Raw genomic sequence first — 26,957 nt, 5'->3', positions numbered from 1 at the left:
AGAACGGATGAATCAAGACGAACACAAGATCATGGTGCGCCGGATGGCTGCGCTCATCGCCGTAGCCTCGGTGCTCATCGCGGTGTATGTGCTGCGGCTGATCTTTCTGCAGCTGGTCAACGGGGAGAGCTTCAAGGCGCAGGCGACCAACACCACCGACTACAACTTTACCGTCACCGCCGCCCGCGGCGACATCGTGGACAGCGCCGGACGCCGCATCGCAGCCAGCACCACCAGCTACAATGTGGTACTGAGCAAGCTGCTGATGGGGGACGAAGACCTCGACACCATGCTCCAGAAGGTCGTAGACCTGCTGGAAGCCCACGGCGAGAGCTGGAACGACTCGCTCCTCATCGGGGAGCCGGATGCGGCGGGGCACTACAGCTTCACCGCACAGGCCGACAGCACCAGCGACCAGAAGGCCCTTGCGGCCATGAAGGACTCACTGGGCTTGCAGCAGTACGCCACCGCCGACGACGTGATGGAAAAGCTGGTGGAGGATTACAAGCTGGAAAATTACTCACTCCATTGGCAGAGAGTGCTGGGCGGCATCCACTATGAGATGCAGCAGCAGGCGTTCTCTAACATCAACAACTTCGTCATGTCTGAGAATGTCAGCGAAACGACGGTGGCGACCATCAAGGAGAACAGCCTGACGCTGCCCGGCGTGGAGATCGTGGAGACCAGCACCCGCAGCTACGACGAGGGGGACATCATCCCCCATGTGCTGGGCCGCGTGGGCAAGATCACCGCCGAAAAGTGGAAGGTGACGGACGAGAACGGTCAGACCACCTACCCTCTGCGGGAAAAGGGCTATAATATGAACGACATGATCGGCGTGTCGGGCCTTGAGGCCGTCTACGAAGACGAGCTGCGGGGCAGGGACGGCGTCGAGACCATCACCCGCAGCTCGGACGGCGTCATCGTGGGGACTGCGATGACCACCGTGCCGGAGCCGGGCCATACCGTACAGCTCACCATCGACAGCGCCTTCCAGCAGGCGGTGGACAGGGCGCTGGCCAAGAACATCGAGATGATAAACAGCACCTACAACAACAGCAGCTCTGCCAAGGCTGCCGCCGGTGCGGTGGTGGTCATCAGCACGAAGGACGGCAGTGTGCTGGCCGCCTCCAACTACCCCAGCTACGACCAGAACCTCTTCGCCACCCAGTACAGCCAGTACAGCTCGGACCCGGGCCTGCCCCTGCTCAACCGCGCGTTGCAGGGCCTGTACACCCCCGGCTCCACCTTCAAGCCTGCGGTGGCGGTGGCGGCGCTGGATTCCGGCGTCATCAACCGCTCTTCCACCGTCTACTGCAACGGTGTCTATACCTATTATGACGACTACCGCCCCAAGTGTACCCGCCACGGCCACAGCGGCAACATCGACGTCATCACGGCCATCAAGTGGAGCTGCAACATCTTCTTCTACGATGTGGGCCGCCGCACCACCAGCGATGTCTACGATGCCTACGCCTACAAGATGGGCCTTGGTACCCGCACCGGCGTGGAGGTCAACGAGGCCACCGGCCGCCTGACCACAAAGAACGACTCCAACTACATCGCTTCACTGGACGTCCAGGCCGCTATCGGTCAGGGCAATACCGTCGTCACCCCCGTCCAGCTGGCGACTTACGCCGGCACGCTGGCCAACCGGGGGGTGCGCTACCGCACCCACTTCGTCAAGGCCATCCTCGACACCAACACCGGCAAAGTCCTGCAGGAGACCCAGCCCGAGGTGATGGACGTCATCGAGGACCGGGGCGACACCTTCGACCTCGTGCGGCAGGGTATGATCGGCGTGTCGGAGACGGTGTCGGGCCTGAAGAACTACCCTGTCACCATCGCCTGCAAGAGCGGCACCCCTCAGCGCAGCGAGACGTACTACGTCGGCAGCACCCGCAAGCACTACACCAACACCATGATGGTGGCCTACGGCCCGGCCGAGGACGCTGAGATCGCCCTCGGCATCGTCATCGAGTACGGCGGCGGCGGCGCCCGCGCCGGCAACCTCGTGGCCGACATCTTCGACGCCTACTACGCCATGAAGGACGGCAGCCTGACGCTGGACGAGACAGGAGCAGGCGAGACGGCTGACACGACAGCCGGCGGGCAGGATGCTGTGCCGGAGACGGTGGAAAACAACGACGCCCTTGCAGACGACACCGCTCCCGCAGAGCAGCCCGCCGCCTGAGCGATGGTGCGTGGATTTGGCAGAAATCTATGAAAAATTAGAACTTTTGCTCGAAAAACAGTTGTAAAAAGACGGAAACTGTGATACTATGATATGTGCAAGATGATTGCCCCAGACAGGGGCGCGGGAAAAGGAGAGGTTGACCGATGACGATTGCACTGATTGCGCATGACTCCAAAAAAGAGCTGATGGTACAGTTCTGTACGGCGTACTGCCGGATTTTGAGCCAGCATAAATTGGTGGCAACCGGTACGACCGGCAAGATGATCGCCGAAGCCACCGGCCTGCAGGTGCAGCGCTTTCTGGCGGGCGTACAGGGCGGTGATCAGCAGATCGCGTCCCGCATCGCCTGCAATGAGGTCGATCTGCTGCTATTCTTCCGCGACCCCATCAACGCAAAGCCCAGCGAGCCGAACGAGATGACCCTGCTGCGTCTGTGTGATGTGCACAATATCCCGCTGGCCACTAACATCGCCACTGCGGAAGTCCTCATCCACGGCCTTGAGCGCGGCGACCTCGACTGGCGCGACATCGTGCATCCCCAGAACTGATGAAAAAATGAAATCCCCCGTGCGGCGCAGCTGCACGGGGGATTTTTTGACGCTTCTATCTGGGATAAAGGCGAAACTTTATGGAATGCCAAGGCCTCCCCTCGGTAGGGGAGGTGTCACGCCGCAGGCGTGACGGAGAGGTTGAGTCCAGCTGCGGTTTACAGTTAGGCTTTCCTTCATACAACCTCTCAGGCTCACTTCGTTCGCCAGCTCCCCTTGTAGGGGAGCCTCTGGCGAAGAGGGAAGGTTTTGTGCGATAACAGAAGGAATTTTACAACTTAAAATCTTTCGCCATCTCCTCCACATCCTCGGGCGCAAAATCGCCCAGCGGGAGGATGAGGCGGGCCAGAACCTCGGGGGAAAGAGCTGCGAGGCGGTCGCTCTCGTCCGGAGCGCCGCTCTCGGGCGGGAAGAGGTGGCTCACGCCCTGTGCGTCTGTCTCCATCCGGGCATAGTGGCCGGAGGCGACATACTGGATGCCCAGCTTGTCGGCGGCGGTGAGCAGGGCGGCAAAGCGGGCGGCTTCGGCGTCCTGCCCGGCCAGAGCCTCGGCGTTGAGGGCGATGCACTCCACGTCCAGCTTCTTGGCCAGCGCCTTGGCCGCCTCTGCGGCGGCGTGCTCTTCGGGGGTGTCGGCCAGTCGGACGACGGCTGCCGCCACGGCAAAGCCCTGCTGCTGCAGGATGCGGACCGCCACGCCGCTGCGCACACTGCCGCTCAGGCCCATCAGGACCCGGTCCTGTTCTTCGTAGGTGTCGAACCCGTTCCCGGGCAGAAAAGTATCGTTCATCGTCCCTGTCTCCCGCCATGTGCCTGGCTCTGGGCGACCGCAAGCTGGTCGCAGCGTTCGTTCTCCGGGTGGCCTGCGTGGCCCTTGACCCAGACGTAGGTGAGCTTGTGACGTGCCTCCTGCTCCAGCGCCTGTTCCCAGAGGTCGGGGTTCAGGGCGGGGGAGCCGTCGGATTTTTTCCAGCCCCGGCGCTTCCAGCCCTTGGCCCAGCCCTTTTCCAGTCCGTTGATGACGTACTGGCTGTCGGAGCACAGGCGGACTTCGCAAGGCTCCTTGAGCTGGCGCAGGGCCTCGATGAAGGCCGTCAGCTCCATCCGGTTGTTGGTGGTGGAGGCGTCTCCGCCGCTCAGCTCCTTCTCGTAGACCTTGCCGTTAAAGCGGTAGCGCAGCACTGCGCCCCAGCCGCCGGGGCCGGGATTGCCGCTGCACGCGCCGTCGGTGTAAACTTCAACCTGTTTCATGCGTTTCTCCTGAAATAAAATTCATACCTCTATTTAGAGCCATTTTGGCCCGTCTGTCAAGAGGGCAGGGCATAATTTGCCGCCGTCCGGCCCAAGCTTGGATTGACAAAAGAGATGAGAAATACTATACTTGTTGCAACGAAATGCGTATAGGGGCGTGCCGAGGGTGCGCTCACAGCGTTCCTGCCGAAGCGCCACGGTCGCATCGAACAGATGGACTGGATGGGCAAGAGGCTTCCTGCGGAACAGACAGTGCGGCAGAAAACCACACTGATAAAATAATTTCTATACGATGCATCCGACGGAAGCAGATGCGTTTTTATGCTTCCCCTAATGCAGGACAGGCAATCTTTTGCAGATGGGCCTGTGCTTTGCTGATTGAATTTTTGGAGGTTTTCGATGGCACAGACAAAAGAACAGAATCACGCACCCGCCCCGGCTCAGGCCAATGCGTCCGGCGAAAAGCGGCCCCGCACTTCCCGCCGGCCCCACTACACCCGTCGGCCCCCGCCCCCAGCAGCCCAGCCCAAGGAGGCTGCAACGCCCATCCATATCTATCCGCTGGGCGGCCTCGGCGAGGTGGGCAAGAATATGACGGTCTACGAGTGCTGTGGTGACATGATCATCGTGGACTGCGGCCTTGTTTTCCCCGACAGCGATATGTTCGGCGTCGATATGGTCATCCCCGACATGACCTTCGTGGTGCAGAACAAGGATAAGATCAAGGGTCTGCTCATCACCCACGGCCACGAGGATCACATCGGCAGCATCCCCTACCTGCTGCAGAAGTTCGACCTGCCCATCTACGGTACCCGCCTGACCTGCGGCCTCATCCGCAACAAGCTGGAGGAATTCGGCCTTGCGGGCAAGACCAAGTTCGTGGAGATCACCCCCAAGCAGAAGATCAAACTGGGCTGCTTTACGGTGGAGCCGATCCATGTGAACCACTCCATCCCGGACGCCGTGGCCTTCGCCATCGACAGCCCGGCGGGCACCATCATCCAGACCGGCGACTTCAAGATCGATTACACCCCGCTGGCCTGCGGCCCCACCGACCTTGCCACCCTGTCCGATTACGGCCAGAAGGGCGTTCTGGCCCTGCTGAGCGACTCTACCAACGCCGAGAAGCCCGGCTTTACCGCCACCGAGCAGAAGGTGGCCGCCAGCGTCCGCAATCTCTTTGCCCGGGCGCAGAACAAGCGCATCATCATCGCCTCCTTTGCGTCGAACATCTACCGCGTCCAGCAGATCATCGACCTCGCCGTGGAGGATGGCCGCAAGGTGGCCTTCAGCGGCCGCAGCATGGTCAACAACACGGCCATGGCGCAGGAGCTGGGCTATATGCACATCCCGGAGGGCACCCTCATCAGCATCGACGAGATCAATCAGTATCCGCCCGAGCAGGTGGTGCTGGTGACCACCGGCAGTCAGGGCGAGCCTTTGAGCGCGCTGAGCCGCATGGCTTCCTGCAGCCACCGTCAGGTGCGGGTCGGCCCCGGCGACTTCATCATCATCTCGGCCAAGCCCATCCCCGGCAACGAGAAGAGCGTGACCAAGATCGTCAACGGCCTGCTCTTGCTGGGCGCTGAGGTCATCTACGAGGGGATGTACGATGTCCACGTCTCCGGCCACGCCTGTCAGGAGGAGCAGAAGCTGATGCTCACCCTGACCAAGCCCAAGTATTTCCTGCCCGTCCACGGTGAATACAAGCAGCTGAAGAAGCACGCCATCACGGCGGCCAGCCTCGGCATCCCCACCAGCAACATCCTCATCGCCGAGAACGGCTCCAACATTATCCTCAGTCAGGACGAGATGAAGCTGGGCGAGCCGGTGACGGCGGGCGCTGTCATGGTGGACGGCCTCGGCGTGGGCGATGTGGGCAATGTCGTCCTGCGGGACCGCAAGCATCTGTCCGAGGATGGCCTCGTCATCATCGTGGCCACCGTGGACAGCAAGACCGGCAAGGTGCTGGCCGGCCCCGACCTTGTGAGCCGTGGCTTCGTCTATGTGCGGGAGAACGAGAGCCTGATGGACGGTGCCCAGAGCATCGTGGAGACGGCCCTCGACCGCTGCGTGGAGGAGCACGTCCGCGACTGGAACAGCGTCAAGACCCGCGTGCGCGAGGCCCTGAGCAGCTATATCTACCGCCGCACCAAGCGCAGCCCCATGATCCTCCCCATCCTGATGGAGGTCTGATGCTGCCCGCAGGAGGCATAATACTTCATGAAACAAAAACCAAGGTGGACTCTTGAAATGCTGACCGCTGCGCTGGCAGTGCTCTGCGCCCTTCTGGTGCTGGTGCTGCTGGTACAGCGCCCGGCCATCTGGCCGCTGCTGGCTGTGCTGGTGGTGCTGTGGGGCGTCCTGTTCGTCCTGTTCCGCTGCCGGCTGCGCAGCTGGGTGGCCCGCTGGGTGTGCGGCGGCAGCTTTGAAAAATCCAAGACCCAGTTCAGCCTCGAGCCGCTGAGCCAGCCCGCCGCCCTCCTGTCGGGGGAGACGGTGCTGTGGTACAACGCCGAGTTCCGCACCCGCCTGATGAAGGGAGAGTCCCTTCTGACCCCTCGGGTGCAGAAGGTGCTGCCCGGCCTCGACCTACAGGAATCCCGGACGGCGGGCGGCCAGCTGCTGAATCTGGCCGACGGGGCGTGGAGCGTCCACAGCTCCACGGTCCCCGGCGAGGCGGAGAGCATGACCCTCCTCGTACTGAACGAGGAGACAGCCCTGCGGAAGGTGGAGGCCGAGTACAAGGCCAGCCGCCCGGGCTATCTGGTCTTTCTCGTGGACGGCTACGACGATGTGTTCAGCGATATGCTGGACAGCGAGCGCGCCCGCCTGCTGGAGGGCATCAACCGGGTGCTGGAGGATATGATTGGCCGGGGCACCGGCTTTCTGCGCCGGGTGGCCAGCGGCCGCTATATCGCCGTGGTGGAGGAGCGCCAGCTGGAGCAGTTTGCCAAGCGGGGCTATGACGTGCTGGACAAGATCCGCGCCCTTGACCCCAGCGTGAACCTTTCCATCTCCATCGGCATCGGACGCGGGGCCAAGACCCTGCGGGAGGCGCAGGATATGGCCGTGCAGGCGCTGGACATGGCGCAGGGGCGCGGCGGCGATCAGGCTGCGGAGATGACTCCGGACGGCTTTACTTTCTACGGCGGCGTCAGCCATGGCGTGGAGAAGCGCAGCAAGGTGCGCAGCCGCATCGTGGCCGACCAGCTGGTCAAGCTCATCAAGGAGGCCGACCATGTGGTCATCATGGGCCACCGGATGAGCGACCTTGACGCCATCGGCGCGGCGGAGGGCGTGCTGCGCATCTGCAAGATCTGCGATGTGCCGGCTGTTATCGCCGTGCGCCGGGATGCCACCCTCGCCGGGAGCCTCATCAACGCCCTCGTCGCGGCAGGGCAGGAGGACGATTTCATCGACCCCAAGGGCGCGCTGCCCATCATCTCCCAGAAAACGCTCTGCATCATCGTGGATACATACCAGCTGGGGCTGGTGGAGAGCCGCGAAATTTTGGAAAAATGCGGCAAGGTGGCCGTCATCGACCACCACCGCAAGGGCGTCGGCTTCATCGAGAACGCCGACCTCGTCTGTCACGAGCCGTATGCCTCCTCGGCCAGTGAGCTTGTCACCGAGTTCTTGCAGTATGTGGGCGACCGGGACGACAAGCCCAACCGCATCGAGGCCGAGGGTCTGCTTTCCGGCATCATGCTGGACACCCGGGACTTCACCCTCCACACCGGCGTGCGCACCTTCGAGGCTGCGGCGGCCCTCCGCCGCTACGGCGCGGAGACCGAGCGGGTGCGCCAGCTCTTTGACGTGAGCATGGTGGAGTACACCACCAAGGCCATGCTGGTATCGGAAGCCCAGATGTACCGGGGCTGCGCTATCACCGTCAGCGGTGAGGTGGCCCCCGAGGCCCGCGTGGCCATCGCGCAGGCCGCCAACGACCTGCTGACCATCCAGAACGTGGAGGCCAGCTTCGTGGCCGTGCAGGTGGGCGGCGGCGTCAACATCTCGGCCCGGAGCCTCGGCGCGGTGAACGTGCAGGTCATCATGGAGGCTCTGGGCGGCGGCGGACATCAGACCATGGCTGCGGCCCAGCTCAAGCATATCACCCCGGAGGCGGCCCGCAGCCGCATCCAGACGGCCATCGACCAGTACCGGGAGGCGCAAAAGAAGAGCGGCCCCGAGTCGGAGCCGGAACAGAAGAAAAAGGACAAACAGTGATGAAACAGTACGATTATCTCATCGTCGGCGCCGGCCTGTACGGCGCAGTGTTCGCCCACGAGGCCAAGAAGGCGGGCAAGCGCTGCCTCGTCCTCGACAAGCGCGGCCACATCGCGGGCAACATCTACACCGAGCCGGTGGAGGGCATCAACGTCCACCGCTATGGTGCCCACATCTTCCACACCAACAACAAGGCCGTGTGGCAGTATGTGAACCAGTTCGCGGAGTTCAACCGCTACACCAACAGCCCTGTGGCCAACTACCACGGCGAGATCTACAACCTGCCCTTCAATATGAACACCTTCAACAAGATGTGGGGCGTCGTGACCCCCGCCGAGGCGAAGGCGAAGATCGAGGCCCAGCGCGCCGAGGCCGGCATCACCGAGCCGAAGAACCTCGAAGAGCAGGCCATCAGCCTCGTGGGTACCGACATCTACGAAAAGCTCATCAAGGGCTACACCGGCAAGCAGTGGGGCCGCCCCTGCACCGAGCTGCCCGCCTTTATCATCAAGCGTCTGCCCGTCCGCTTTACCTACGACGACAACTACTTCAACGCCCTGTATCAGGGCATCCCCAACGGCGGCTACACCGCCATGGTGGAGAAGATGCTGGACGGCGTGGAGGTGCGTCTGGGCGTGGATTATCTGGCCGGGAAGGCAGAGCTGGACAAGCTGGCCGACAAGGTGGTCTACACCGGCCCGGTGGATGCCTACTTCGGCTACCGGCTGGGTGCGCTGCAGTACCGCAGCGTCCGCTTCGAGACCGAGACGCTGGACACCGACAACTATCAGGGCAACGCCGTCGTGAACTACACCGACGCCGAGACCCCCTACACCCGCATCATCGAGCACAAGCATTTTGAGTTCGGCACCCAGCCCAAGACCGTCATCAGCCGGGAGTACAGCGCCGAGTGGAAGCCCGGCGACGAGCCGTATTACCCGGTGAATGATGATAAAAATGGCGCTTTGTACGCTGAGTATAAGAAGCTGGCCGATGCCGAGCCGGGCGTCCTCTTCGGCGGACGTCTGGGCGAGTATAAGTACTACGATATGGATAAGGTCATCGAGGTGGCCTTGGATGTCGTGGGCAAAGAGCTGGCATAACGTAAAAAGCCTCTCCCTTTGGGAGAGGTGTCACCATAGGTGACGGAGAGGGCAAGGATGCTGGCGGAGAAGTGCAGGCACGGCGATAGTATCGCTCTGACAAAGAGTTTGCCTATCTCCGCGCACCGGCACTGTCGCAACGGGCTTGCCCTCTCAGTCTCGCTTCGCTCGCCAGCTCTCCCAAAGGGAGAGCCTTTAGCAGGCGTTGACGGAACAGCCCGATTGCTGTATACTAACCATAGAAATCTTCGCCGGGCATATCCCGGCGGGAAGTGAGGGATACTATCATGAAAGTGATTCTGAAGCAGGACGTCAAGGGCATCGGCAAGAAGGACGAGATCCACGAGGTCTCCGACGGCTACGCCCGCAACTTTCTGTTCCCGCGCAAGCTGGCCGCTGTGGCCGACGCCAGCGCGGTGAATATCGCCCGGGGCAAGGAGGCCGCCGCAGACTTCCACGAGGCAGAGAATGTGGCCGCTGCACAGGCTGTGGCCGCAAAGCTCGAGGGCAAGACGGTGGTCATCAAGGCCAAGGGCGGCGCATCCGGCCGTCTGCACGGCAAAGTCACCGGCAAGGAAGTGGCTGAGGCTCTGGCCCAGCTGGCCGGTTCGCCCATCGACAAGAAGAAGATCGAGCTGGAGACCAAGGACATCAAGGACGCGGGCGTCTTCAACGGCAAGGTCCGCCTTTATGTCGGTGTCACCGCTTCCTTTAAAATTCAGGTCGAAGTGGAGCAGGCCTGATCCAGCCGTTCTCTGCGCCCCCTCTCGGCAGGGGGCGCTTTTTGGCTTTACGGACACGATAACGATTCAGAAGGATAACAGCCATGCCGAACGAACGACATTACAACGAACTCAACCTCGAGAGCGTGGGCATCAACCTGCCCTATAATATGCAGGCAGAGCAGAGCGTGCTGGGCGCAGTGCTGCTCAAGCCGGAGACCCTGACCGACCTGGTGGAGATCATCCGGCCCGAGATGTTCTATACCCGCCAGAACGCGCAGATCTACTCCGAGATGCTGCGGCTCTTTACCAGCGACCAGACCATCGACTTCGTGACCCTGCTGGACGCCGTCATTTCAGACGGCGTCTTCCCCAGCGCCGACGAGGCGAAGGTCTACCTGACCGGTCTGGCCGAGACAGTGCCCAGCATCTCCAACGTCAAGGCCTACGCCCAGATCGTGCAGGAAAAGTATCTGGTGCGCCAGCTCATGGGGGTGGCGAAGGACATCTTACAGGACGCCGGGGACGAGCCGGACGCCGACCTCCTGCTGGAAAACGCCGAGCAGCGCATCTATGAGATACGCTCAGGCCGGGATTCCAGTGCATTGACGCCCCTTTCTTCCAGCATGGTGGAGACGCTGACCAATCTTCAGAAGATCAGCGGCCCCGACGCCGACAAGTACAAGGGCATCCCTACCGGCTTCCGCCTGCTGGATACCGTCCTCACCGGCCTCGGCCGCGGCGACCTCATCATCCTCGCCGCCCGCCCCGGCATGGGTAAGACCAGCTTTGCGCTGAACATCGCTACCCGCGTCGCCATGCAGCAGAAGGTGCCGGTGGCTATCTTCAGCCTCGAAATGACCAAGGAGCAGCTGACCAACCGCATCCTATCGGCGGAGGCGGGCATCGACAGTCAGGCCTTCCGCACCGGCGCGCTCCGGGCTGAGGACTGGGAGTATCTGGCCCTCGCCACCGAAAAGCTCCACGACGCCCCCATCTATATGGATGATACCTCGGGCATCACCATCACCGAGATGAAGGCGAAGATCCGCCGGGTCAATCAGGACCCCGCCCGCCCCAACGTGGGACTCATCGTCATCGACTACCTGCAGCTGATGACCAGCGGCCAGCGCAGCGAGAACCGCGTGCAGGAGATCAGCTCCATCACCCGAAACCTCAAGATCATGGCCAAAGAGATGAACGTCCCCATCATCGCCCTGAGTCAGCTGTCCCGTGCCGTGGAAAAGCAGGGCAACAACTCCAGCCACCGCCCCCAACTGTCCGACCTGCGTGACTCTGGCTCCATCGAGCAGGACGCCGACTGCGTCCTCTTCCTCTACCGCGACTCCTACTACGCCAGCCAGAACCCCGACGGCGCGGAGGTGGATGCCGACACCGCCGAGTGCATCGTGGCAAAGAACCGTCATGGCGAGACCAGCACGGTGCCGCTGGGCTGGGATGGCGCCCACACCCGGTTCATGGATGTGGACTTCAAGCGCTGATGACGTGCGAAGAAATTTTGCAGACGGTGTGCGGCTTCTGCGCCCGGGAGGGGCTGCTGGAGGGCAGGCGGCAGATCGCGCTGGCCGTCTCGGGCGGGGCGGACAGCATGGCGCTGCTCTGCCTCATGCGCCCGCTGGCCGAGGAAAACGGCATCACACTCACGGTCTGCCATGTCAACCACGGCCTGCGGGGGGAGACAGCCGACCGGGACGAGGCCTTCGTCCGGGAGGCCTGCGCCCGGCTGGGTCTGCCGCTGCGGGTCTTCCATGCCGCTGAGCTGGAAGCAGAGGTGGGCAGGCCGCAGACCGGGGAGGACTGGGCGCGCCGTCTGCGGTACGCCTGCTTCGGGCGGCTGCTGGCAGAGGGGATAGACGCCGTCGCAACGGCCCATACTGGAAGTGATCAGGCCGAGACGCTGCTGTTCCGGCTGGCCCGGGGAACGGGCCTCCACGGTGCGGCGGGCATCCGGCCCAGCCGGCCGGGCTACCTGCGGCCCCTGCTCTGCCTGACCCGGGCCGACACCGAGGCCGTTTGCCGCGCCTGCGGGGAGACGTGGGTGACAGACGAGACCAACGAGGCCGACGACTACGCCCGCAACCGCCTGCGCCACGGCGCGCTGCCTGCCCTTTGCGCAGCCAACCGCGCCGCCGAGCGCAATCTGGCCCGCTTCTGCGAGAAGGCCGCCCGGGCGGACGAATACTTCGCCCGGCAGGCGGAAAGCCTGCTGGCCTCGGCCCGGGTGACAGACCCGAAGTGCCTGCCCGGCGGGGCAAGGTGCGCCCTGCGCACCGGACAGCCGGTGTGGTGGCTGACAGCTCTGCGACAGGCCGACCCTCTCATCCTCGACACGGCCCTCCACCGCCTCGTGGAGCCGGTGCGGGACGCGGAGGAAAAGTATATCCGGCTGCTGGCGGCTCTCGTGGAGAGAGGCAGCGGCGCGGTGCAGCTCACCGACAACATCCGCTTCTGTGGACGGGAAGGGCTGCTCTGGCGGGAGGAAAGCGACAACAACATCCGCCCGCAGGGGGAAAAAGCAGATGTTCCGGAGCGTGCAGTATCCCTGCCCGAGGGCGGCGATTACCCGCTGCCCGGAGGCGGAACGCTGCAGATTCGGGTGGTTTCGGCCTGTTTTGAAGAAAAAACACAGGTCGTTCATAAAAAAGACTTAAAAAATCAGGCGGATTATGCTAAAATAAACTTGATATGTCCTGCTCTGCGGCTGCGCTGCCGTCAGCCGGGCGACCGCTTCCGCCCGGCTGGGCGGGGGACAGACCGGGAGCTGCGCAAATGGATGAACGAGGCGGGTATCCCGCCCCGGGAACGGGACACGCTGCCGCTGCTGGCGGCAGGAAAGCAGGTGCTGTGGGTCTGCGGCGAGGGTTTTGCCGATGGGCTTGCCCCCGGGCCGGACACAGAGCGGCTGCTGCAAGTGAAACTGGAAAATTGGGAGGAATCGAATCATGACCATGCATGATGATATTATGAAGGTCCTCGTCTCGGAAGAGGAACTGAAAGCAAAGGTAGCAGAGCTGGGCGCTCAGATCAGCAGGGACTACGAGGGCAAGAACCTCGTCCTCGTCTCCATTCTCAAGGGGTCGGTGGTCTTTATGGCCGACCTGATGCGGGCTGTGACCATCCCGTGCAACATCGACTTTATGGTGGTGTCTAGCTACGGCGGCGGCAACACCACCAGCACCGGCCTCGTCAAGATCATCAAAGACCTGGACGGCGACCTGTCCGGCAAGGATGTGCTCATCGTAGAGGATATCCTCGACACCGGCATCACCTTGTCCAACCTTGTGCCCATGCTCAAGATGCGCAACCCGAACTCGGTGAAGATCTGCACCATCCTCGACAAGCCCAGCCGCCGCAAGGCGGACATCGCCCCGGACTACGAGGGCTTCGCTGTGCCGGACGAGTTCGTGGTGGGCTATGGCCTCGACTACGATGAAAAGTACCGCAACCTGCCCTACATCGGTGTGCTCAAGCCCCGCGTCTACGAAAAGTAAGAAATAAAACCAGAACTGGAGTTGATTCCTTTTGCAACCTAAAAGACCTCGTATCAATCCGCTCATCCTTGCACTGGCGCTGGCCGCTGTGCTGATGGTCTGGTCGGTGATGGGCAGCGGCTCGGGCAGCACCAGCGGCTCGACCATGAGCTACTCCACCGTCGTCCATTATTTTGAGCACAATCAGGTCACGGCCTTCACGCTGGACCGCAACACCAGCGTCATCACCCTGAACCTGAAGGAGGGCGACCTGCCCCTGCCGGACGTCTCCTCCACCCAGAGCACCACGCAGGCCACCGGCGGCCTGCTGAGCGGGATGTTCTCCACCTCGTCGGAGTCCACTGGCGCGGTACAGGAGGACGACGGCACTGTCACCGTCCGCTATAAGCTGCCCTACGCCTACGTTTTCATCGAGAACGTGGAGAAATATATCGAGTCCTACGACGCGGCGAACCCCGACGCGCCCATGACCTACGACTACACCTCCCTCAAGGAGACCATCCCATGGATGGAGATCATCTTCTATCTGGGGATGCTGGGCTGCACTGGCTTCCTGCTCTTCTCCATGATGCGGGGCGGCGTCGGCGGTGGCGGCGGCATCATGAATGTCGGCAAGGCCAAGGTAAAGGACGAGCACGAGAACAAGAAGACGGCCACCTTTGCCGATGTGGCCGGTGAGGACGAAGAGAAGGAAGAGCTGAAAGAGGTCGTGGAGTTCCTGAAGAGTCCCGACAAGTTCAACTCTCTGGGCGCACGCATCCCCCATGGCGTGCTGCTCGTCGGCCCTCCGGGCACCGGCAAGACCCTGCTGGCCCGCGCCTGTGCCGGTGAGGCCGGCGTGCCCTTCTACTCCATCTCCGGCTCGGACTTCGTCGAGATGTACGTCGGCGTGGGCGCATCCCGCGTGCGCGACCTCTTCGACAAGGCAAAAAAGACGATGCCCTGCATCATCTTCATTGATGAGATCGACGCAGTGGGCCGTCAGCGCGGTGCCGGCCTCGGCGGCGGCCACGATGAACGTGAGCAGACGCTGAACCAGCTGCTGGTGGAGATGGATGGCTTCGAGGCCAACGACGGCGTCATCGTCATGGCTGCCACCAACCGCGCCGACATTCTGGACAAGGCCCTGCTCCGTCCGGGCCGCTTCGACCGTCAGGTCTACGTCGGCCTGCCCGACGTCAAAGGCCGTGAGGAAATACTCAAGGTCCACACCAAGAACAAGCCCCTCGCCCCGGATGTCTCGCTGCGGGTCATCGCACAGCGCACCGCGGGCTTTGCAGGCGCTGACCTCGAGAACCTCGTCAACGAGGCCGCTCTGCTGGCTGCACGCCGCAGCCGCAAGGCCATCACGATGGAGGACATCGAGGAGGCATCCATGAAGGTCATGGCCGGCCCGGAGAAAAAGAGCCGGGTCGTCACCCCCGAGGAGAAGAAGCTCACTGCCTACCATGAGGCGGGCCATGCAGTGGCGGGCTTCTACTGCAAGCACCACCCCCGTGTGCATGAGATCACCATCATCCCCCGCGGTCAGGCAGGCGGCTACACCATGTATCTGCCCGAAAAGGACCGCAGCTACGTCACCAAGGGCGAGATGTTCGAGGATATTGTGTCCAGTCTGGGCGGCCGCGTGGCCGAGCAGCTCATCCTCGACGACATCTCCACCGGTGCGTCCAATGACCTGCAGCAGGCCACGAACATCGCCCGCCAGATGATCACCAAGTACGGCTTCTCCGAGCGCCTCGGCCCTGTGGTCTACGGCACCTCGCAGGAGGAGACCTTCCTTGGCCGCGATTTTGGTCAGGGCAAGGGCTACAGCGAGACCACCGCTGCCGAGATCGACAGCGAGATGCGGGACATCATCGACGAGGCCTACGAGACCTGCCGCCGCACCCTCACCGAGCACATCGACCAGCTCCATGCGCTGGCACAGGCTCTGATGGAGCGCGAGAAGCTGAACGAGAAGGAGTTCAACGCCGTGATGGCAGGCGAGACCCTGCCCCCGCGTGAGGACCCGGACGCAAAGCCCGCCGAGGCCGAGCCGACCGTCCAGCCTGTGGAGCAGGCTGAGGCCGCAGAACCTGCTGAGCCTGCCGAAGCTGCCGAGCCGGTGGACGCTGCCCCGCAGGCAGCCCCCGGGACGCCGGATGAGGGCGAAGCAGCCGAGTAAACCGAGAAAGGGGAGAGTCCTGTGGAGGAAAATTTTGAACCGGTCGCACGGACCCGGGCCAACTACTATACCCCGGGCAGCCCGGTGCAGTTCGTCTGCGTGGAGCTGCTCAAGGGCGAAGTCAGCGGCGAGCACGCGGTGTGTCTGACCTTTAAGAACATTTCCCGTGTGACTCTGACGGCACTGGAGATCCATTTCAAGTGCAAGGGCGTGGATGGCGTCATCCTCTGCGAGGATGCCTTTGAGTACCGCGACCTCGCTGCCAAGCCGGGCGAGAGCTTTGGCATGGACGAAGCCGTCTTTGTCACCCAGAAGGCCATCACCAGCGTGGACGTTACATTGCAGAACGTCTACAGCGGCAAGAAGGTCGTCCACCTCGAGAGCATCAAGCGGGTGCGCCTGCCGGCCCCCCGCCGCCTGAGTCCCGAGATGCAGAAGGCCCTCGAGGCCCGAATGAACCGCACCGGCATGAAGTTCATGCCGCAGGTTTTTGAGAATGGCTGGTACTGCGCCTGCGGTGCCTTCCACCCGAAGGAGGAGGACACCGTCTACTGCTCCGAGTGCGGCAGCGACCGCATCCTGCTGCAAAACGCACTGAACACCCTGCTTCAGCCGGAAGAGCCGGTGCGTCAGCCCGCGCCGCAGCCTGCGGCCCAGCCGACGGCATCCGCCGCCCCTGCCGAAGAGCCGACCCGCATCATGGGTGCGGCGCAGGAGGAGGCTACCCGCATCATCCCGCCCCGCCCGGAGGTGCGCTCTGCGCCCAGCTTTGCGCCTGCGGCACCGGAGGCCACCCGAGTGATGTCCAGCGCCCCGGAGCAGGAGGCGACCCGCGTCCTGCCCCGTCAGCTTGAGCCGGTGCGCCCGGCAGCCTTTGCGCCGGACGAGAGCGAGGAGAAGTACGGCACCCGTGTGATGCCTTCGGCCCACATCGCGCCGCCGTCCCGTGTACAGGCCCAGCCGCTGGATGAGGAGGACGACTACGAAGAGGAGGACGCCCGCGACAGCATCGCGGAGACGCTCATCCGCTGGGTGCCGCCCATCACCGCCATCGTGTGTGCAGGCATCGCCCTGTGGGGCTTCGTGTATTCCCAGTTCGTAATGTAGATCGCTGTACGGCGGAGGAGGCAGAGGCTTCCTCCGCCGTTGTTTTAGGGATAACCTCTCAGTCTCGCTTCGCTCGACAGCTCCCCTACCGAGGGGAGCCTCTGGCGAAGAGGAAAAGCTTTCCGGTATGCCAAGGCCTCCCCTCGGTAGGGGAGGTGGCACGCCGTAGGCGTGACGGAGAGGTTTAGCAAGGAGAAGTAAAGTTATGCCTGACGAAGCTTTGCAAGCCGCATTCGAGATCAAAGCGGCCTGCGACGACATCAGCCGGAAGCTGCTGCGCTGGCACTGGGAGCAGAAGCCCGGTGCCCACAGCGTGGACGCTCTGCTGAAGCATCTGGCCCAGCGCCAGAAGGAAAGCCCGGACTACTACGAGCGTCTGCCCGAGCTGAGCGGCCGCACCAGCTGGCAGCAGCTGGACACCACCCTCTGTATGCGTGTCCTGCTGGACCCGGAGAAGGACGCCGCCCGTCCATTGGACCTGCTGGGGGATACGCCCCGCCCGGCAGCGGCCCGCCGCGCCTGCAATGCGGTGCGGATGGCCCGCAACGAGGCCGCGCACGCCTCCGACAAGACCGCTGCCGCACAGGCGGCCCTCCGGTTCAACGAGGCCGTGGAGGAGCTGGAGGCGGGCTATGAGGGCACGGCCCTGACCACCGGCGACCTTGAGAAATATTACCGGATGGCAGAGGACTTTCTGGCCCGCTGCGGCGCTTCGGAGACCATCGAGCCGCAGAAAAAGGCCAGGGACGAGCCGCCCCGCCGCCCGAAGGCTCAGACGCCGCGGGCCGATGCCCCTGCCCGGAAGCGCCAGAGCAGCGGAGGCCGCACGGCATCCCGGGGAACGTCCGGCCGCAGCCGGAAGACCTCCGGGAAGACAGGCCGCAGCCGCCCGGCCACGGCTCGCCGCAAAAAACGTCAGCGCACCCAGAGCCGTGCCCTCACGGTGGTGCTGCTGGCTGTCGTTTTGCTGGGCCTGCTGGTCCGGGCATGGACGATGGGACTGATGAAATAGCAGCCCTGCTGCGTGTGGGCGAGAAGGTCTTTTCGCATCCCCGTGGGACATCCCTCATACACTGAGGGACAAGGGGGTGTGCGGATGGTGCAGGGGACGGAGATGCTTTTCGCGCTGTTCGGCGGGCTGGCGATGTTCCTCTACGGGATGGACCGGATGAGCCGTGCCTTACAGCGGGCGGCAGGCGACGCCATGAAGCGGCTGCTGGCCCGGCTGACGGCCACACCGCTGCTGGGGGTGCTTACCGGGCTGGCCGTGACGGCGGTGCTCCAGAGCAGCTCGGCGGCGACGGTCATGGTCATTGGCTTCGTCAGCGCCGGACTGCTGGAGCTGCCCCGGGCTGTGGCCGTCATCTACGGCATCAACATCGGCACGACCATGACGGCCCAGCTCATCGCCTTCGACGCCCAGCAGCTGGTGTATCCGGTGCTGTTTGCGGGTTTCGTCATCGATTTCGCGGCCCGCAAGGCCCGCTGGCAGGCCGTGGGAGAGGCGGTATTCTCCTTCGGGCTGCTCTTCGAGGGCATCGGCATTCTGGGCCGGGCCTTGCAGCCCCTCGCGGGGCAGGAAGTTTTTCTTGGGTGGATGACCCGGGTGAAGGCGTCGCCGCTGCTGGGCATCCTGCTGGGGCTGGGCATGACGATGGTGGTACAGAGCAGCTCGGCCACCATCGCGCTCCTGCAGAATGTGGCCCGGCAGGCCGGGCCGGACGGCATCCACAGCGTGCTGGGCCTCGCCGGGGCGGTGCCCGTCCTGCTGGGGGACAACATCGGCACTACAGTCACAGCTCTGCTGGCCTGCATCGGGCAGGGCAGGGACGCCGCCCGGGCTGCGCTGGCCCACAGCTGCTTCAACCTCAGCGGAAGCCTGCTGGCGGCGGCGCTGCTGCCCGGGTTCGTCCGGCTGGTGGAGCTGGTCTCCCCCAGAGGCCCGGAGCTGGAGATCATTTCCCGGCAGATCGCCAACGCCCACACCCTCTTCAACATCTGCTGCGCCCTGCTCTGGCTGCCCCTCCTGCCGTGGATGGTGCGGCTGGTCTGTGCGCTGGTGCCGGAGGAGTAGCCCTCTCCGTCACGCCGCAGGCGTGACAGCTCTTTCGTAGCGGCATGCCCTCTCCGTCATCGCTGCGCGATGCCACCTCTCCCATAGGGAGAGGCACTGGCGTGCCGGGCAACTCTGCGCTGACCGCTGGAAGTTCAATATGGCATAAAATATAGTGCCCTGCTACAGAGGGCAGCAGCTTATAAACAAGAACACCTTGTCAAGCTGTTGTGAATCTCTGTAGCAGGGCACTACTGTTTACGACAAAATCAGACTTTGCTCGTCCCGCGTGGGCCTGACCGGCTCGCCAGTGGCTCTCCCTATGGGAGAGCTGGCGCGTCAGCGACTGAGAGGGCAAGGATGCTGGCGAAAACGAAAAACACAGCGATAATAGCAGCTCTGACAAAAGTCGATATTATCGCTGCGCAGATACTCTCGGAAAACGGGCCTGCCCTCTCCGTCATTGCTTCGCAATGCCACCTCTCCCAAAGGGAGAGGCTTTTGCTCAAGGGCAGGTCACTTCTTGGAGACGCCCCTCCGATACACCGCGAACGCGATGATGGCCGACAGCACCTCGGTGGCCCAGAAAGCGTGCCAGACGCCGGTGGGGCCGAGCTGGCGGCAGAGCAGCCACGCCAGCGGCATGATGAAGAGGATGTAGCGGCAGAGGGAGATGACCAGCGAGGCCATGCCCTTGCCCAGACCTTCCAGCGCGCCGGAGGAGGTGGTGGACACCGAGGACACCACGAAGCCGAGGCAGATGATGCGCAGGGCCGTCTGGCCGATGGCGATGGTCTCGGGGTTCGAGGAGAAGAGGCCGATGAGGGGCGCGGAGGCAGCCATGCAGATGACCGTGCCCGCCGCCATGATGACGGTGCTCATGCCGAGGGTGAGCTGGTAGAGCTTCGCTACTCGGGCGTGCTCCTTCGCGCCGTAGTTGTAGCTGATGAGGGGGCGCATCCCCTGCACGATGCCGCTGACAGGCAGGTAAAGGAAGGTCTGGAGCTTGTAGTAGATGCCCAGCACCACCACATAGCTCTCGGAGAAGGCGGCCAGCAGGTCGTTCAGGAAGGTGACCAGCAGGGAGGGCAGGGCCAGATTCAGGATAGCAGGCACGCCGATGGCATAGAGGCGTCCTTCCAGCGAGGCGTCGGGCCGCAGGGCATTCCGGCGCAGGCGGACGGGCGATGCTGTGGTGCAGTAGACCACGAGGTAGAGGACGAGGGTGACGGTCTGACCGATGCCGGTGGCCAGCGCCGCACCGGCGATGCCCAGCGCGGGCACCGGGCCGAGGCCGAAGATGAGGATGGGGTCCAGCAGGATATTGCACACGCAGCCCGAGATGAGGGCGAGCATGGTGAGCTTCATCCGGCCCACAGCCTGAAAGATCTTCTCGAAGGCGAGGCTGGCCATGTTCACGATGGCAAAGAAGAAGACGATGGCGGAATAGGTGACGCCCATCGAGACGATGGTGCTGTCGGCGGTGAACCGGGCGAGGAAGCCGGGCATGATGGCCGTGGCCAGCAGGGTGCACAGGAGGCCGTGGAGCACCGAGAGGGCCATGCCGTGGGTGGCGGCTGCATCGGCCTTGTCATGGTCGCCTGCGCCCCGGTAGAGGGCGACAAGGGCGTTGATGCCCACGCCGAAGCCGATGGCGACAGCGTTCACGAAGTTCTGGATGGGGAACACGAGGGAGAGGGCCGTCATGGCCTGCTCATTGATCTGAGCCACGAAGAGGCTGTCCACGATGTTGTACAGCGAGTTCACCAGCATGGAGATGACGTTGGGCAGGGCCATGGACACGAGGAGCGGGAAGACGGGCCTTGTCTTCATAAAGGTATCGTTCATAGGGGGGTAAAAGCTTCCTTTCCTGAAAATTCCGCACAAGAAAAGCCACACAACGGCGGCTTTGAAGCGGGCCATTGTGTGGCGAAAAGTAGCAAGATCTATGCTGTAAAAATCCACACGGGTTTTATAAAGAGGGTGCAAAGAAATACGGTGCATCGACGACAGCGGCGTTACGGGACGCCGCCGGACAGCACCGGGACGTGGGCCGGGAGGAAAACCGGAAAAGCGGCCTTCCGACCAGCCTGCGATAGGATACCACGAAACGGAGAGATTGTCAAGTGAAAAGTATGACTTTTCACAAAAGACTTCTCAAGCGTCCATTTCGTGGTACAATGGAGCCAAACGAGAACGGAGGGAACGGAATGAAATGGATGATCGCATCCGACCTGCACGGGTCGGCGTACTATGGTAAAAGGATGGTGGAGGCTTTCGAGCGGGAGGGGGCCGGGCGGCTGCTCCTGCTGGGGGATCTGCTCTATCACGGCCCCCGGAACGACCTGCCCCGGGACTATGCGCCCAAGGAGGTCATCCCGATGTTGAACAGCCTGAAGAACAGGCTCTGCTGTGTCCGAGGCAACTGCGATGCCGAGGTGGATCAGATGGTGCTGGACTTTCCGGTGATGGCGGATTACTGCATCCTCCCGGCGGGCGAAAAGCTCATCTACGCCACCCACGGGCATATCTATAACTTAAAGAACCTGCCGCCGCTGGCCGAGGGGGACATCCTGCTCCACGGCCACACTCATGTCCCGGCGTGGACGGAGTTCGGGCAGGGAAACGTCTACATTAACCCCGGCTCCCTGAGCATCCCGAAAGAAAACAGTCCCCACAGCTATATGACGCTGGAGGACGGCGTATTTTATTGGAAAGACGTAGATACGGGAGAAATATACCGCACCCGTGTACTGTGAGCGGCGGTCTGTCCGCAGGCACTTGCAATTAGCATACCAGTGTGGTATGATGAAAATGAAAAACGCCCGGTGGGCGCGATCTAGGAGCAGGAGGTACGGACCAATGGTGCAGACGACGCTGAAAGTGAACGGGATGATGTGCGGGATGTGCGAGAGCCACATCAACGATGTGGTGCGCAAGACCGCGCAGGTGGAGAAGGTCACTTCTTCCCACACCAAGGGCGAGACGGTCATCGTCTCGGCCCAGCCGCTGGACATCGAAGCCCTGAAGGCTGCCATCGCAGCCACTGGCTACACGGTGACTGGCGCGGAGGAAAAGCCCTACGAGAAAAAGGGCTTCTTCTCGTTTTTGAAGCACTGAGGACTTCCGGCCCCGGAAGGGGGCCTGCGAAAGGAGGCAGGCAGAGATGAGGATACTGGTCTATGGTGCAGGGGTGCAGGGCTGTGAACTGGCCCACCGTCTGCTGCAGAACAAGAAGAACGTCGTCACCATGCTGGCGCGGGGTGAGTGGAAGGAAAGGCTCGACCAAAGGGGCCTCGTGATCCGCCACTGGGCGCAGTGCCGCACCACGGTGGATCGGGTGACGACCATCGACACGCTGGCCCCGGACGACTGCTACGACCTCGTTTTTGTGGCGGTGCAGGCCGGGCAGCTGCCCGATGTGCTGCCCATCCTCAAGCAGAATAAGAGCGAGTACTTCGTCTTTGTGGGCAACGACCCCCATGCGGTGGAGGTCATGCAGGCCATGCAGCGCCCGGCGGACAAGGTCGCGTTCGGTTTTCAGAGCAGCGGCGGACACCGGGATGTGGATAAGGTGGTCAGCGCCCATGTCGGCGTGGATATGACCGTCGGCGGGGCCACAGCACCCCTTTCGGGCGTCTTCCGCTACCGCCTCAAGACAGCCTTCGAGGGCGCAAAGTACAAGCTGAACTTTGTCAGCGACATGGACGCATGGCTCAAGTGCCACATCGCCCTCATCCTGCCGGTCTGCTATCTCTGCTACGCCTGCAAGGGCGACCTCTCCAAGGCCACCAAGGAGCAGCGGGAGCTGGTCCTCGATGCCGCGTGGGAGGGCTGCGAGATGCTCAAGGCCGCGCACATCCCGGTGGACGACAAGGAGAACACCGACTGCTACCGCGCCGGGACTCCCGGACGCCGGAAGATGGACGCCATGCTGCTGGCCATCTGCAAGACCCCGCTGGGCCGTCTCTGCGTCTCCGACCACGCGATGCACGCCGTGGCTGAGATGCAGTACCTCGACGAGGCCTTCGAGGGCCTCCGCGCCCAGACACAGACCCAGATGACCGCATGGGATACCCTGCGCGGGCAGATGCCCTCGTGGGACATCATACGGAAGAAAACGGCAAAAACAAGACGATGATATGATGAAAAAAGAGGCAGACGGCTTTTGTCTGCCTCTTTTTATTTTGGCGGCTCACGGTCAGGCCGTCCTTCGTCCAACCTCTCAGACGCTTCGCGCCAGCTCCCCTTGTAGGGGAGCCTCTGGCGAAGAGGCGAAGCTTTACGGTATGCCAAAGCCTCCCCTCGGTAGGCAACGGCGACGACCGCCGCCAGTGGCGGAAACAGGAAGGAGCTGTTGGGGCAGCGGCCAGCAGGGTGCAAGCGACAGCGAAGCAGACGCTGGGAGCCGCAACCCGGGCTGTGGCACGCCGTAGGCGTGACGGAGAGGTTTAGTCCTTCCAAAAAGCTTCCAGTTTCTTCTTTAAGTCCTCCGTATCCCGCAGATACTCCAGCTGCCGCCAATGCTTCGGGAAAAGGCGGGCATATTCGCTCTGGGCAAAGCGGTCATCCAAGAGCAGCACCACGCCTTTGTCCTCCTGTGTCCGGATGACCCGCCCGGCGGCCTGAAGGACCTTGTTCATTCCGGGCCAGCGGTAGGCGTAGTCGAAGCCTGCACCCTTCTGGGCGTCGTAATAGCGGCGGAGCATCTCCTGCCGGGGGCTGACCTGCGGCAGGCCCACGCCCACGATGGCACAGCCGATGAGCCGGTCGCCTGTGAGGTCCACCCCCTCACCGAAGATGCCTCCCATGACCCCGAAGCCCAGCAGCGTCTTTTCCGGGCGGGGCGAGAACCGCCCGAGAAAGGCCGCCCGCCCGGCGTCGTCCAGCCCGCTCTCCTGCACCAGCGTGTCGATGCCGGGGTAGCGGGCGGTGAAGTCCTCCCACACCTGACGCAGATAGGCATAGCTGGGGAAAAAGGCCAGATAGTTGCCCCTCCGGCCGGAGGCCAGCGCCGCGAGGGCGTCCGAGATGGGCTGGATGCTGGCCTCCCGCTGGCGGTAGCGTGTGGAGATGGAGGGCAGGCAGTAAAGCCCGAGATTCTCAGGAGGGAAAGGGCTTTCCAAAGCCACGGCCCGGGCCTCGGGGCAGCCGAGGACGGTGCGGTAATAACCCGGCGGCGTCAGGGTAGCGCTGAACAGGGCTGCGGCCCGCCCCGTCGAGAGGCTTGTGTCCACGAAGGGGGAGGGGTCGAGACAGAGCAGCTGCAGTTCCAGCTCGCTGCCCCGGGCGGTGAGCTGGGTGGCAAAGTGCTCATCGTACCGCTCCGCCGCCCGCAGGACATCCTGAACCTCGAAATAGAGGCCCAGAAGAGCCGTGTGGCCCTCGGCGTCGTCGGAGTCGTCCTCCAGCCAGTCCTGCAAAGGGGCCGTCAGCGCCCGCAGAGGCGCCAGCAGGGCCGAGGGCAGCTCTTTGCAGAACACCGTGCCGTCCTGCGCATAGTCGGCGGCAGGCAGCGCGAGCGTGGGCGTCTCCGCCTGTTCCAGAAGAGAGGTCTGGCCGCTGCCGTCCTCTCCGGGGGCAGCGCTGCCCCGCCGGGGCGCGAGGGCGCAGACGGCTTTCCGGCCCTCCAGAAAGGCTTTGTCGGCCTTGGTGAGGGCCGTTTTAAGAGTACTCCTGCCCCGGCCGAGGGCGCGCTTGGCCTCGGTAAGGCTGCTCTTGCAAAAGCGGGCGGAGTACATGGCGCGGGCACGCTCGGGCAGGTTGTGGGCCTCATCCACGAGGAAGAGCCAGTCGCCCGCGCTGTCAAAGAACCGCCGCAGGTGCACCACTGGATCGAAGAGGTAGTTGTAGTCCCCGATGATGACGTCACACCACTCGCTCAGGTCCAGCCCCAGCTCGAAGGGGCAGACCGTGAACTGCCGCGCAGCATCGGCCAGCGCGGCCCGGTCGAAGCAGCCGCTGCCCTCGTCCAGAAGGACTCGCAGGGCGGTGTTCACCCGGTCGTAGTAGCCGTTGGCGTAGGGGCAAAGCTCGGGCAGGCAGGCGGGATGGCCCTCGGCGTCCGGGTGGAGGCAGACCTTCTCCTTGGCCGTCAGGGTCACGCTCCGGAGCGCCAGCCCCGGGGCAGCTGCCCGCAGCCGCGCCACGGCGTCCTCGGCGGCAGACTGCGTGGTATTGCGGGCCGTGAGGTAGAACAGCTTCTCGCCGCAGCCGGTGCCGATGGCCCGCAGGGCGGGGAAGAGGACGCTCATGGTCTTGCCGATGCCGGTGGGGGCCTGACAGAAGAGCCGGACGCCCGCCTTCGAGGGTGCAGCAGTGCAGGCGCGGTAGACCTCGCCTGCCAGTGCCCGCTGCCCGGGCCGATAGGCCGGAAAAGGGAAGGCCAGCGCCGAGAGGCTCTCGCTCCGGCGCTCCTTCCACGCCAGCTGGCGCTGCGCCCAAGGGACGTACTGCCCGAGAAGGTCTTGCAGGAAGGCTTCCAGCTCCCCGAGGGTGAAATGCCGCAGGAAGCGGAAGACTTCATCGGTATCGATCTGATAGTATGTGAGCCGGACGTCCAGCCGGTCCAGCCCCTGCTGACGGCCATAGAGCGCCCCGTAGACCATCCCCTGTGCCCAGTGGCAGGGGTTCATGTCCTCAGTGATGGCGTCGGCGGGGACAGCGGTGGTCTTGATCTCGTCGATGACCGTCACCCCTGCCTCGTCGGAAAAGATGCCGTCAGCCCGCCCCTCGATGGTGAAGGTGATGCCCGACATTTCCCGCTCACCGGAGAGGAAAACTTCAGCGGCATAGCCCTCGCCCGCCGCCTTTTGCAGTCTGCGGTGGATGCGCGCGCCCTCGTTGGCGCGGTCAAAGCCGGTGAAGCGGCTGTCGATGCTGCCGGTGCGGAGCAGAAATTCCACCAGTTGACGGACAGGCAGACAAAACGCGGGCATAGGGGTCACTTCCTTTTATTTATTATTAAACTACCCCAGCCCCAGCATCTCGGCGCATTGGACGGCGGCTGCGTCCACCCGGTCGAAGTCTACGGCGGCGCGGTAGTAGGTCTCAAGCTCATCATGACAGGCCTTGGCCTGCGCCATCAGGTCGGCAGCCTGCTCAAGAAGCTCGGCGGCGGCCCGCTCGTTGAAGCGGAGACGGGCGCGGTAGCCCGCCAGATTCTCCCGGTCCACGAAGCGGGTGCACCGGACGGCCTGCACACCGGGCAGCTGGACGGGATGCCAGCGGTTGTCGGTGAGGAAAGCCAGCCGGAGGGCCGGGATGAAGAGATGGTCGATCTTGTCCTCGGGGTGCATGGCGCAGGGGCAGGTGATGATGTGGTAGCCCCGGGCCAGCGCCTCGGCCCGGATAAGCTCCAGCAGCAGCCGGGAGACGGCCCCGCAGTCGTCGTGGAAGACCACATACCGGTCGGCCAGCGCCTGCACCGTCCCCCGGTAGAACACCGGGCCTTTGGGGGTGATGGCCGACAGCAGCCGCAGCTCCTCACCGGCCTCGGCTCCGTCGGGCAGGCGGGGGAGGAGCCGGGCACAGAGCCGCTTGACGTACCGACGCACCTTTTCGAAGTTGGCGCTGCAGGCCTCGGCCCGGCGGCTGTCCAGCAGCAGGCTTCCTGCAGAGGCGATATACCGTGCGGCCCGGCTGCGGAGGGCGGCATTCTGGGCAAAGAGGTGCTTCACCTCGTCGGCGTGGGCGCGGAGGGCGTCGGCGTCCAGCGTGTGGTACAGGCTCACCACCTGCTCTTCTGCGCCCGGGGCGTCCGGCTCCAGAACGTGGGGCGCGGTGGCGTCCACGATGGCAGCGCGCTTGTCGAGGAAGATGACGCCATCCAGACTGTCGGGGTCGCTGGCGCAGTGGATGCGCTGGATGGGTTCGTCCTTCTGTTCAGCCTTGAGGGCCAGCCGTTTCATCAGAGTCGATTTGCCGCAGCCCGGCCCGCTTTTGATGAGATACATCTGCATCCCCGGTTCCCGCCGCAGAGGCTCAAAATACCCTTTGAACCCGGCGGGGGTGGTGGTCCCTAAGAAGAAATCGATCGAATCGCTGCGTACAGCACTCATATCTTAA

General features: G+C 63.5%; 21 protein-coding genes. 16 read left to right on the top strand and 5 right to left on the bottom strand.

Going from position 1 to position 26,957, the window contains the following annotated elements; all coding sequences use genetic code 11:
- Nucleotides 1-7 precede the first annotated feature (7 nt).
- Together MTP38_RS08990 and mgsA are read left to right on the top strand one after the other, a co-directional pair.
- The gene (locus tag MTP38_RS08990) at nucleotides 8-2,194 is read left to right on the top strand and encodes a peptidoglycan D,D-transpeptidase FtsI family protein (RefSeq protein ID WP_249233359.1); all 2,187 of its coding nucleotides are present in this window, start codon (nucleotides 8-10) and stop codon (nucleotides 2,192-2,194) included.
- 146 nt (nucleotides 2,195-2,340) lie between these two features.
- Entirely contained in the window at nucleotides 2,341-2,745 is a 405-nt protein-coding gene (gene mgsA / locus MTP38_RS08985; protein WP_158405691.1) for a methylglyoxal synthase, read from the top strand.
- A 271-nt stretch (nucleotides 2,746-3,016) separates the two neighbouring features.
- Here the strand turns inward: mgsA and MTP38_RS08980 are convergent, their stop codons facing one another.
- Entirely contained in the window at nucleotides 3,017-3,535 is a 519-nt protein-coding gene (locus MTP38_RS08980) for a hypothetical protein (protein WP_249233358.1), read from the bottom strand.
- Nucleotides 3,532-3,996: a ribonuclease HI gene (gene rnhA, locus MTP38_RS08975; protein ID WP_249233357.1), complete on the bottom strand. Its 465-nt coding sequence runs from the start codon at nucleotides 3,994-3,996 to the stop codon at nucleotides 3,532-3,534. Before rnhA ends, MTP38_RS08980 begins: the two co-directional genes overlap by 4 nt.
- A gap of 399 nt (nucleotides 3,997-4,395) precedes the next feature.
- Between rnhA and MTP38_RS08970 the strand changes: the two genes are divergently transcribed.
- The 11 genes from MTP38_RS08970 to MTP38_RS08920 all read left to right on the top strand — a co-directional run bounded on the left by MTP38_RS08970 (nucleotide 4,396) and on the right by MTP38_RS08920 (nucleotide 18,911).
- Entirely contained in the window at nucleotides 4,396-6,192 is a 1,797-nt protein-coding gene (locus MTP38_RS08970) for a ribonuclease J (RefSeq protein WP_249233355.1), read from the top strand.
- A 27-nt stretch (nucleotides 6,193-6,219) separates the two neighbouring features.
- Nucleotides 6,220-8,226 carry a DHH family phosphoesterase gene (locus MTP38_RS08965; RefSeq protein ID WP_249233354.1) on the top strand — a complete coding sequence of 669 codons (2,007 nt, stop codon included), beginning with the start codon at nucleotides 6,220-6,222 and terminating at the stop codon, nucleotides 8,224-8,226.
- Nucleotides 8,226-9,329, top strand: coding sequence for a UDP-galactopyranose mutase (glf, locus tag MTP38_RS08960; protein ID WP_249233353.1), 1,104 nt, complete (start codon nucleotides 8,226-8,228; stop codon nucleotides 9,327-9,329). Before MTP38_RS08965 ends, glf begins: the two co-directional genes overlap by 1 nt.
- Before the next feature lie 287 nt (nucleotides 9,330-9,616).
- A complete protein-coding gene (rplI, locus tag MTP38_RS08955) occupies nucleotides 9,617-10,072 on the top strand; it encodes a 50S ribosomal protein L9 (protein WP_249233351.1) in 456 nt (151 codons plus the stop codon).
- An 83-nt stretch (nucleotides 10,073-10,155) separates the two neighbouring features.
- On the top strand, nucleotides 10,156-11,553 hold the full coding sequence (gene dnaB / locus MTP38_RS08950; RefSeq protein WP_015564739.1) for a replicative DNA helicase: 1,398 nt from the start codon (nucleotides 10,156-10,158) through the stop codon (nucleotides 11,551-11,553).
- Nucleotides 11,553-13,028, top strand: a complete 1,476-nt coding sequence (gene tilS / locus MTP38_RS08945) for a tRNA lysidine(34) synthetase TilS (protein WP_249233350.1) — start codon at nucleotides 11,553-11,555, stop codon at nucleotides 13,026-13,028. Before dnaB ends, tilS begins: the two co-directional genes overlap by 1 nt.
- Nucleotides 13,015-13,563: a hypoxanthine phosphoribosyltransferase gene (gene hpt / locus MTP38_RS08940; protein WP_227621440.1), complete on the top strand. Its 549-nt coding sequence runs from the start codon at nucleotides 13,015-13,017 to the stop codon at nucleotides 13,561-13,563. The genes tilS and hpt overlap by 14 nt, the downstream gene beginning before the upstream one ends.
- A 94-nt stretch (nucleotides 13,564-13,657) precedes the next feature.
- Nucleotides 13,658-15,730 carry an ATP-dependent zinc metalloprotease FtsH gene (ftsH, locus tag MTP38_RS08935; RefSeq protein ID WP_227621458.1) on the top strand — a complete coding sequence of 691 codons (2,073 nt, stop codon included), beginning with the start codon at nucleotides 13,658-13,660 and terminating at the stop codon, nucleotides 15,728-15,730.
- 21 nt (nucleotides 15,731-15,751) lie between these two features.
- Entirely contained in the window at nucleotides 15,752-16,837 is a 1,086-nt protein-coding gene (locus MTP38_RS08930) for a hypothetical protein (RefSeq protein WP_249233349.1), read from the top strand.
- Nucleotides 16,838-17,042: 205 nt separating this feature from the next.
- Nucleotides 17,043-17,849 (top strand): hypothetical protein, encoded by an 807-nt coding sequence (locus MTP38_RS08925; RefSeq protein WP_249233348.1) that lies wholly within the window; start codon nucleotides 17,043-17,045, stop codon nucleotides 17,847-17,849.
- A gap of 84 nt (nucleotides 17,850-17,933) precedes the next feature.
- On the top strand, nucleotides 17,934-18,911 hold the full coding sequence (locus MTP38_RS08920) for a Na/Pi cotransporter family protein (protein WP_249233347.1): 978 nt from the start codon (nucleotides 17,934-17,936) through the stop codon (nucleotides 18,909-18,911).
- A gap of 495 nt (nucleotides 18,912-19,406) precedes the next feature.
- Here the strand turns inward: MTP38_RS08920 and MTP38_RS08915 are convergent, their stop codons facing one another.
- Nucleotides 19,407-20,738, bottom strand: coding sequence for an MATE family efflux transporter (locus MTP38_RS08915; RefSeq protein WP_249233346.1), 1,332 nt, complete (start codon nucleotides 20,736-20,738; stop codon nucleotides 19,407-19,409).
- A gap of 362 nt (nucleotides 20,739-21,100) precedes the next feature.
- Between MTP38_RS08915 and yfcE the strand changes: the two genes are divergently transcribed.
- The 3 genes from yfcE (at nucleotide 21,101) to MTP38_RS08900 (ending at nucleotide 23,031) form a co-directional block, all read left to right on the top strand.
- On the top strand, nucleotides 21,101-21,649 hold the full coding sequence (yfcE, locus tag MTP38_RS08910; RefSeq protein WP_249233345.1) for a phosphodiesterase: 549 nt from the start codon (nucleotides 21,101-21,103) through the stop codon (nucleotides 21,647-21,649).
- Between the two features lie 103 nt (nucleotides 21,650-21,752).
- Entirely contained in the window at nucleotides 21,753-22,010 is a 258-nt protein-coding gene (locus MTP38_RS08905) for a heavy-metal-associated domain-containing protein (protein ID WP_227621446.1), read from the top strand.
- Between the two features lie 46 nt (nucleotides 22,011-22,056).
- The gene (locus MTP38_RS08900) at nucleotides 22,057-23,031 is read left to right on the top strand and encodes a ketopantoate reductase family protein (RefSeq protein WP_249233344.1); all 975 of its coding nucleotides are present in this window, start codon (nucleotides 22,057-22,059) and stop codon (nucleotides 23,029-23,031) included.
- A 310-nt stretch (nucleotides 23,032-23,341) separates the two neighbouring features.
- Here MTP38_RS08900 and MTP38_RS08895 read toward each other — a convergent pair whose 3' ends face one another.
- Together MTP38_RS08895 and MTP38_RS08890 are read right to left on the bottom strand one after the other, a co-directional pair.
- On the bottom strand, nucleotides 23,342-25,828 hold the full coding sequence (locus MTP38_RS08895) for an ATP-dependent DNA helicase (protein ID WP_249233343.1): 2,487 nt from the start codon (nucleotides 25,826-25,828) through the stop codon (nucleotides 23,342-23,344).
- 30 nt (nucleotides 25,829-25,858) lie between these two features.
- Entirely contained in the window at nucleotides 25,859-26,950 is a 1,092-nt protein-coding gene (locus MTP38_RS08890) for a hypothetical protein (protein ID WP_249233342.1), read from the bottom strand.
- Between the last annotated feature and the right edge of the window lie 7 nt (nucleotides 26,951-26,957).

The sequence above is a fragment of the Faecalibacterium sp. I3-3-89 genome, from assembly GCF_023347275.1.
GTDB classification, from domain to species: Bacteria; Bacillota; Clostridia; order Oscillospirales; family Ruminococcaceae; genus Faecalibacterium; species Faecalibacterium butyricigenerans.
The sequence above is the reverse complement of the archived record's forward strand: the minus strand, read 5'-3'. Positions and strand labels throughout refer to the sequence as shown.